The sequence below is a fragment of the Acinetobacter sp. ANC_7654 genome, assembly GCF_056779855.1.
This window is the reverse complement of sequence record NZ_JBWYIR010000037.1, coordinates 1-227: the sequence shown is the minus strand read 5'-3', so window position 1 is coordinate 227 and position 227 is coordinate 1. Positions and strand designations below refer to the sequence as shown.

Sequence of the window (227 nt, the reverse complement as noted above, 5' to 3'; positions counted from 1 at the left end):
ATGCTGCTTCAGCCGCCTCTACTGCTGCTTCGGCATCTGCCAATACTTGTTCGTACTCATCTGCTACGCCATCTTCGTTTTCATCATTTACTGTTGGTAAGATGATGTCGACTAGATCATCTAAGCGTGCATCCAGTGCGTCTTTGTCTGCTCCTTCTGGAAGTGCATCAACTTTCGCTTGTGCATCTTCTTTAGCAGTAAGCGCATCATCACGTGCTTGAGTCAGC

General features: G+C 47.6%; 1 protein-coding gene. It reads right to left on the bottom strand.

Annotated elements, in window-relative coordinates; translation table 11 throughout:
- Positions 1–227, bottom strand: a 227-nt coding sequence (locus tag AC1M86_RS14825; protein ID WP_481608263.1) for a GA-like domain-containing protein, incomplete at both ends; no start/stop codon positions are given.